This window comes from Arthrobacter sp. Y3223164, assembly GCF_059091005.1.
Genome location: NZ_JBNHGF010000143.1, coordinates 1 through 6,438, shown reverse-complemented (window position 1 = coordinate 6,438; position 6,438 = coordinate 1). Strand labels below are relative to the sequence as shown.

Here is a 6,438-nt window from a genome sequence, read left to right as displayed (position 1 = left end):
GGCGCGCGGGTGCCGCCGCTTCCGCGTCCTTCGGTAACCGGCCACCGCCAGGCCTGCCAGTCCGCCGGCCATCACACGGGCGCGTCCCGAACGCCAGTTCCCGCTGACTTTGTTCGACGGCGGATCCGGGGCGAAAACAGTCCCCGCCGATGGCGCGACGCCCTGTCCCCGAAGTGCCAGGGTGTCCATGAGCGGCCCCGATACGCGGTCGTGCAGGCCCGGGAACCAGCGCTGGAACGGAATGAATCCGTGCTGGAGCCGGCCCACCACCACCTGGCGGCGGGGCTTTGAGGCCATCCGGGCGATGACACTGGCCACCCGGTACGGGCTGACGACCGGAGGGAGGGGGTGGATGCTGCGGCCGGTGTAGTTGGCCGCGTGCTGGAAGATCGGAGTGTCGACGGTGGCGGGCAGGACGGTGCAAACGTGGATGTCCTTCTCGTCGAGCAGTTCCTGTCGCAGCGCGTTGGCCAGCCCCAGCAGCCCGGCATTGCCGGCCACATACGCGGACACGTAGGGCGTGCTGATCTTGGAGTAGACCGAGCCGACGAGGATCAGGACTCCACGCCGCTGCCGTCGGAATTGCGGCAGCACGGCCCGAATGCTGTCGGCCTGGCTTAGCAGGTTCGTCTCGACTATCTTCCGGAACACGTCGGCCGGTGTTTGTTCGAACGTGCCGTAGCCATAAACGGACGCAGCCCCGATCCACACGTCGATCCGCCCGAACCGGTCCAGCGCAGCTTGAACCAGCCTCTCGGAGCCGCCCTCATCCGTGATGTCGGTGGGCACCGCGATGGCCTGTGCCCCCAGCCTTGAGCACTCGGTTGCCGCCTCGTCGAGGCTGGAGGCGCTGCGCGCCGCCAGCACCAGGGCAGCTCCGCGCTTGGCAAGGATCCGGGCTGTCGCCCTGCCGATTCCGCTGGAGGCTCCGGTGATCACGGTGACCGGGCCGGTGGTCTGATCGGTGGACCGGCCGGTTGCCCGGCTACGGGGTGATTGCTCTGCCAATGCTTCTCCTCGCCTGGCCCTCTGGCGGACGTGGCATCAGCGTAGACCGCTACCCCGGGCCTGGCTAGGCGGCGGAGGGGGCAACCACGGCCGCCGGGCTTTCCAGCACTCTGCCGGGCCGGGACCGCCGGCCGGCAGGAGTTGCCGCACCTGGCTATATCCGCAGCATAGGCAGCGGATTATCCGCAGGAAAGGCAGCCGAATTCGGCTGAGACTGGCTGCGGGGGCTTAACTAGTAAGCAAGCTTATTGTAGAGTGTTTTGATCAGGGTCCATATCGAACGGCGTCGGGGCACGCACCTGCCAAGGCGTCAGAGGGGAAGATCGCCATGGCAAGAGAAGGCAACGTCCAGGCCCGAAGCACCGGACGGACCCCGCTCCAGACGGCGGCAATGGTCTTCGGTGCCGTTTTTCTGTTGATCGGGCTCTTGGGCTTCATTCCGGGAATCACCTCAAACTATGACCAGATGTCATTCGCGGGACACCAGTCCGAAGCCATGCTGATGGGCGTGTTCCAAGTTTCGATTCTGCACAACATCGTCCACCTCCTGTACGGCGTGGCAGCATTCGCGCTCGCGAGGACTGTGTCCGGTGCCCGGAACTTCATGATCTGGGGCGGCGCGGTCTATCTGGTCCTCTGGCTGTACGGCCTGTTTATTGACCAGCAGAGCGCAGCCAACTTCGTGCCGCTGAACACCGCAGACAACTGGCTGCATTTCGTCCTGGGCGTGGTCATGATCGCCCTGGGCCTGCTGCTCGACCGCCGGCGGGACACCAGCGCGCGCGGAACCGCTGCCGGCCGGGCCTGAAGCGGCCGAATCCCGTAGTAGTCCGCCAGGCCCGAATCCCGTAGTCCGCTAGGCCTGCCGGGCAGGGGCGAACGCGCCGCCGGCAGCAATTGCTCCGGCGGCGCTATCTGCTGCCCCTCCGCGTCGTGCTGCCCATTCGGCTGGCGCTGCCCATTCGGACAGTTCCAGTTGGCTGCGGTATTCCACCGGTCGTCCGCTGATCGGGTCGGTGAAGGAGATGCCGCGGGCCAGTAATTGCAGGGGACGCTCGAAGTCGTCAGGAGCCTGGTCCAGCAGCACCGGGTAGAACGGGTCGTGCAGGATCCCGATGCCCAGTGACGCCAGGTGCACGCGCAGCTGGTGGGTCTTCCCGGTATGCGGTTCCAGTTTGTAGCGGCCCAGCCGTCCGCGCTGTTCCAGCAACTCGATCCGGGTCTCCGCGTTGGGCTCTCCCTCGACGACCTCGGCCAGCAGGTAGGTGCGGGACTTGACCATGCGGTTCCGCACCGTGTGCGGGAACTGCAGCCGCGGATCCACCGGTGCGATGGCCTCATATTCCTTCTGCACCAAGCGTTTCTCGAAGAGCACCTGGTACTTGCCGCGGGTGGCGGGATTAGTGGAGAAGAGCAGCACTCCGGCGGTGAGGCGGTCCAGCCGGTGCATGGGAATCAGATCCGGGATATCCAGTTGACGGCGCAGCCGGACCAGCGCCGACTCCTGGATGAAGGTGCCGCCGGGGGTGGTCGGAAGGAAATGGGGCTTGTCCACCACCAGGATGTTCGCGTTCTGGTGGAGAATGCTGATCTCCACGGGCAGCCGCTTCTCCCGCGGCAAGGTCCGGTAGTACCAAATGAACGTGTGGGCATCCAGCGGGGTGGTCCGGTCCAGCACGGCTCCGCCTTCGCCGACGATCTCGCCGCGGTCGAAGCGGTCCCTGATACCGTCGGGATCCACATGGCCCCACCGGTGCAGCATGTAGTCCAGCGCCGTTTCCCACGGTCCCTCCCCGGGGAGGCGCAGGCGGGTGGCGTTGACGCCGTCACGCACCGGTAGCGGGGATTCCATCACCCATCAAGGGTACCGGGTGGCACCACACGCAACCGCAATGCTCAGGGACAGCCGGTGACCCGGTAGAGTTTTGCTTCGCCTTCGGAGTCCACCAGCTCGAACCCGTTGGCCTCGGTCAGCTCCTGCAGGCCCGGCACCGAGGTCCTCTCGCCGGGGTGCACCGAGTGGTCTCCGAAGTCGAGCACGAACTGCACGTTCTGGGCCTCGACGGCGGCGCACACCGCCGGATCCGTCTTCATCTGATCCAGCTTGTCCATGATGAGCTTGCCGTCCACCCGCGGCGACGTAACTCCCGACGGGACCAGCGCGGGACGCCCGGTGTAGGCGTAGGACAGCGAGGCGCCGGTGAGCGGGTTGCCGGCGATGACCGCGTCTTCCGGTACGTGGGCGGGAATCCGCTTGATCAACGCGAGCTCGTCCGCGGTGAGCAGGTGGGAGCTGTCCGTGAACCGGTACTTGGCGGCGGCCTCGGAAATGCCCCGCTGCACGGCAAACAGCGGCACCACTGCCAAACTGGCGACCACCAGCAGGCCTGTGGCGGCCGGCCGGAACCACGACGGCTGCTTCTTCTCGCGACGAACCAGCGTGGCCCGGAAGAAGGAGCGCGCCGTCCCGGCCAGTGCGACGCCGCCGATGGCTGCGATCAGCAGTCCGGCCACCGGAAGCATGGCGCTGATGCGGAAGAAGTCGTTGTACCAGATACCGGTCACCCACCAGCGCAGGCCCGGCATCTGGTGCCAGTTGCCGATCACGTAGAGGGCAGCCGCGATAGCGTACATTGCCAGCGCGAAGCGGTTTTTGCGGAGATTGAAGACGACCGCGGCGCCCACGATCGTCAGGACGGTCGCGAGGATGGAGATGGGGCGCTCGAGCGGCGAATGCAGCACCACGTCGGCCAGGGCCTCGGCGGCACTGCCCAGGTTGTCCCAGTTGGTGCTGCTGCTGCGGGCGGGCCGGAGCGTCATCCAGAGCGCGGCCAGCACCACCAGATAGGCGACGGTGCCCGCCAGGGCGCGCCGCCGTCGTCGTTGTTCTCCGGAGCGCAGCGCCGGGTGGGCGGCCGCGAAGACCGGCGGCACCGAGAGCGCCAGCAGTCCCATGATGGTGGCGGGATGGGACAACGCCATGCCCGGCAACAGTCCAACCAGCAGCAGCACGTTGCCTTCCGTTGACACACGCGTGTGCACGCCCACCCGGAGCAGTTGCAGCACCACCCCCAGCGCGGCCGGAAGCATGGCGATGGAGAGCATGAACGGATAGACGACGCCGAACTCCAGCAGCAGGTAGGGGAAGCTGCTGTAGGCGAGCGAGAGCACCGCGGCGACCAGCAGCGGCATGGTGCGTTCACCGGTGATCCGGCTGACCAGGAACAGGCAGCCGCTGCTCCAGATTCCGGTGATCAGCACCAGGTTGGTGATGTTGATGGCGGCCGCGGGCTGCAGCCCCGCGGTGATCATCACGAGGGAGACCACGTCGTGCCAACCCGCCGGGTAGAAGGTACCCCGGTCCGTGGTGCCCAGATAGCCCAGCGTCAGCGAGGAGGCGTTGCCCGAGTCGGAGATGTAGCGCAGCGCGTTGAGGTGGAAGATGTTGTCGTGCGACTGCGCGATGTTGTCCGGGGCGCCGAAGATCCAGAGCATGGCGGCCGCCAGCGGCACGGCCGACACCGCCCAGGCCAGCACGACCGACCGCCAGGGGGCCGGCCGGTCCGGGGTTTCGGGATCGCGGTGCAGGCGGTGGCCAACGCTGCGGCGGAGCAGCCAGAGCAGGACGGCCACGACCACGGTCACGGCCAGAAGTTGCGGCCAGGCCCAATCCAGCCCGACCAGGCGGCCAAGCTCGGCGGCGACCACGATGGCGGTGACGCCGAACGGGCCGGCCAGTGCGACCAGGGACAACCGGCGCAGGCCGAGCACTGCACCCCAGAGCAGGCCGGGTCCGAAGACGAGGACGATGGCCAACAGCGCGGCCGGAATCGTCTGCAGCCAGCTCATGGGCCCCCTTCGTCGGTCATCGTCACCATATTACGGTTTGTGCCGCCCGGCCGCCGTCGGAGCAGGCCACGGGGGCCTGTGGCAGGCGGAGGGCGGCCCCCTGCACCGGGGGCGGAGGGGGTGTGTCGGGCGAACGCCCCGCGCGTCAGGGAGCCAGCGGTTGGCAGTGCGGGCAGAAGTAGACGTCGCGCTGGTCGGCGTCGGTATTGCCTTGCTGGTCGTGGACAACCGGGGTGCCGCAGCGGCCGCACGGCCGGCCGGCCCGCCCGTAGACCCAGAACGATTCGCGGCGGGCGGGCGACGCGGTGGTGCTGCGGCTGCCGCGATCCTTGTTGACCTCCAGCAGTTGCTTGGACTTCAACACCATGGCAGGGAGATCCGGCACCTGGCCCACCGGGGTGGACGGGTGCACCCGGGCAATGAAACAGACCTCGCAGCGGTAGACGTTGCCGATCCCGGCGAGGTTGCGCTGGTCCAGCAGGGCCAGCCCGATCGGGCGGTCCGGTTCCTGCCGCAGCCGCCGCAGCGCCTCCGCCTCGTCCCAGTCCGGCCCAAGCAGGTCGGGACCGAGATGCCCCACCAGCGTGTCTTCCTTGGTCCGCGGCACCACGTCCAGCGCGGCCAGCGCGAAGCCAACCGCCGTCGTCGCGCCGGTGGAGAGGATGAGGCGGGCCTGGAAGGCGGGTTTGCGCCAGCGCTCGCCGGGTTGGTAGATCTGCCAGCTGCCGTCCATGCCCAGATGCGAGTGCACCGTCAGCGGGCCGATCCGCATCAGCAGGTGCTTGCCGCGGGAGCGGACTTCGTCCACGGTCTGCCCGGACAGGTCCAGCGTGGCATAGCGCGGCACGCGGAAGTCGCTGCCGGTGAGCTCTTGCCCGGCCAGCGCCGCATGCAAGCGCCGGGCGGCACGCCAGATGGTGTCCCCTTCAGGCACGGAACCTCAATCCCCGTGGGGTGGAATAGAAGCCGGCATCCATCAGCGCATGGGCCAGCGGCGTGTCCAGGATGCCGGCCCCATTGACCTTTTCCACGGCCATCTTGTCCGCGGCACCGCGACGGATCACCTGCACCAGGGCCCGGGCACACAACGCCAGCGCCTCCTCGTCCTCGGTGAAGGCCAGCAGCGTCTTGCCGCCACGTTCCGCGTAGAGGGCAAGCTCTCCGTCCACCAGGACCACCAGCGCGCCCGCCTTGCGGCCGGGCCGGTGGCCGGAGTCCTGCGGGGGCCAGGGCAGGGCGGCCCCATAGGGGTTGGCCGGATCGGTCGCAGCTAGGGCCACGGCCGACGGCGCCTGCTCACCCAGCTGCGCATCGCGGCTGAAGGAGCGCAGCCGGTCAACGGTGGGGGAGACCGCGAACTGGGCCGCCCCGAGGTGTTCGATGAAGTAACCGCGGCGGCAGCGGCCGGTTTCCTCCAGTTTGCCCAGCACCTTGTACATCAGCCCGAACCCGCCCGGGATCGACTCGGCGGCCACCGAGCCGCGGGTGACCACGCCGTAGCGGTCCAACAGCAGTTCGGCGGTGGCATGTGCGCGCACGGTGGGGTCGGTCTCCGGCGCCGGCAGCAGCGACCAGCGCCCC

6 protein-coding genes are annotated in these 6,438 nt (G+C 68.3%); 1 reads left to right on the top strand and 5 read right to left on the bottom strand.

Annotated elements, in window-relative coordinates; all coding sequences use genetic code 11:
* Positions 1 to 1,008 (bottom strand): SDR family NAD(P)-dependent oxidoreductase (locus AC5RUJ_RS08995; RefSeq protein ID WP_494155775.1); only part of this gene is annotated, 1,008 nt, incomplete at its 3' end.
* Positions 1,009 to 1,336: 328 nt separating this feature from the next.
* Here AC5RUJ_RS08995 and AC5RUJ_RS08990 point away from each other — a divergent pair.
* Complete coding sequence (locus AC5RUJ_RS08990; protein WP_494002266.1) at positions 1,337 to 1,816, top strand: DUF4383 domain-containing protein; 480 nt, start codon at positions 1,337 to 1,339, stop codon at positions 1,814 to 1,816.
* A 48-nt stretch (positions 1,817 to 1,864) separates the two neighbouring features.
* On the opposite strand, the gene AC5RUJ_RS08985 is transcribed toward AC5RUJ_RS08990, so the two are convergent.
* The 4 genes from AC5RUJ_RS08985 to AC5RUJ_RS08970 form a co-directional block, all read right to left on the bottom strand.
* Positions 1,865 to 2,860 (bottom strand): RluA family pseudouridine synthase, encoded by a 996-nt coding sequence (locus AC5RUJ_RS08985; RefSeq protein WP_494002356.1) that lies wholly within the window; start codon positions 2,858 to 2,860, stop codon positions 1,865 to 1,867.
* Positions 2,861 to 2,904: 44 nt separating this feature from the next.
* Positions 2,905 to 4,857, bottom strand: coding sequence for a DUF6541 family protein (locus AC5RUJ_RS08980; protein ID WP_494002267.1), 1,953 nt, complete (start codon positions 4,855 to 4,857; stop codon positions 2,905 to 2,907).
* A gap of 145 nt (positions 4,858 to 5,002) precedes the next feature.
* Positions 5,003 to 5,791: an Fpg/Nei family DNA glycosylase gene (locus AC5RUJ_RS08975; RefSeq protein ID WP_494002268.1), complete on the bottom strand. Its 789-nt coding sequence runs from the start codon at positions 5,789 to 5,791 to the stop codon at positions 5,003 to 5,005.
* The coding region (locus tag AC5RUJ_RS08970; RefSeq protein ID WP_494155774.1) for an Lhr family helicase at positions 5,784 to 6,438 on the bottom strand (655 nt) is incomplete at its 5' end. The genes AC5RUJ_RS08975 and AC5RUJ_RS08970, both read right to left, overlap by 8 nt.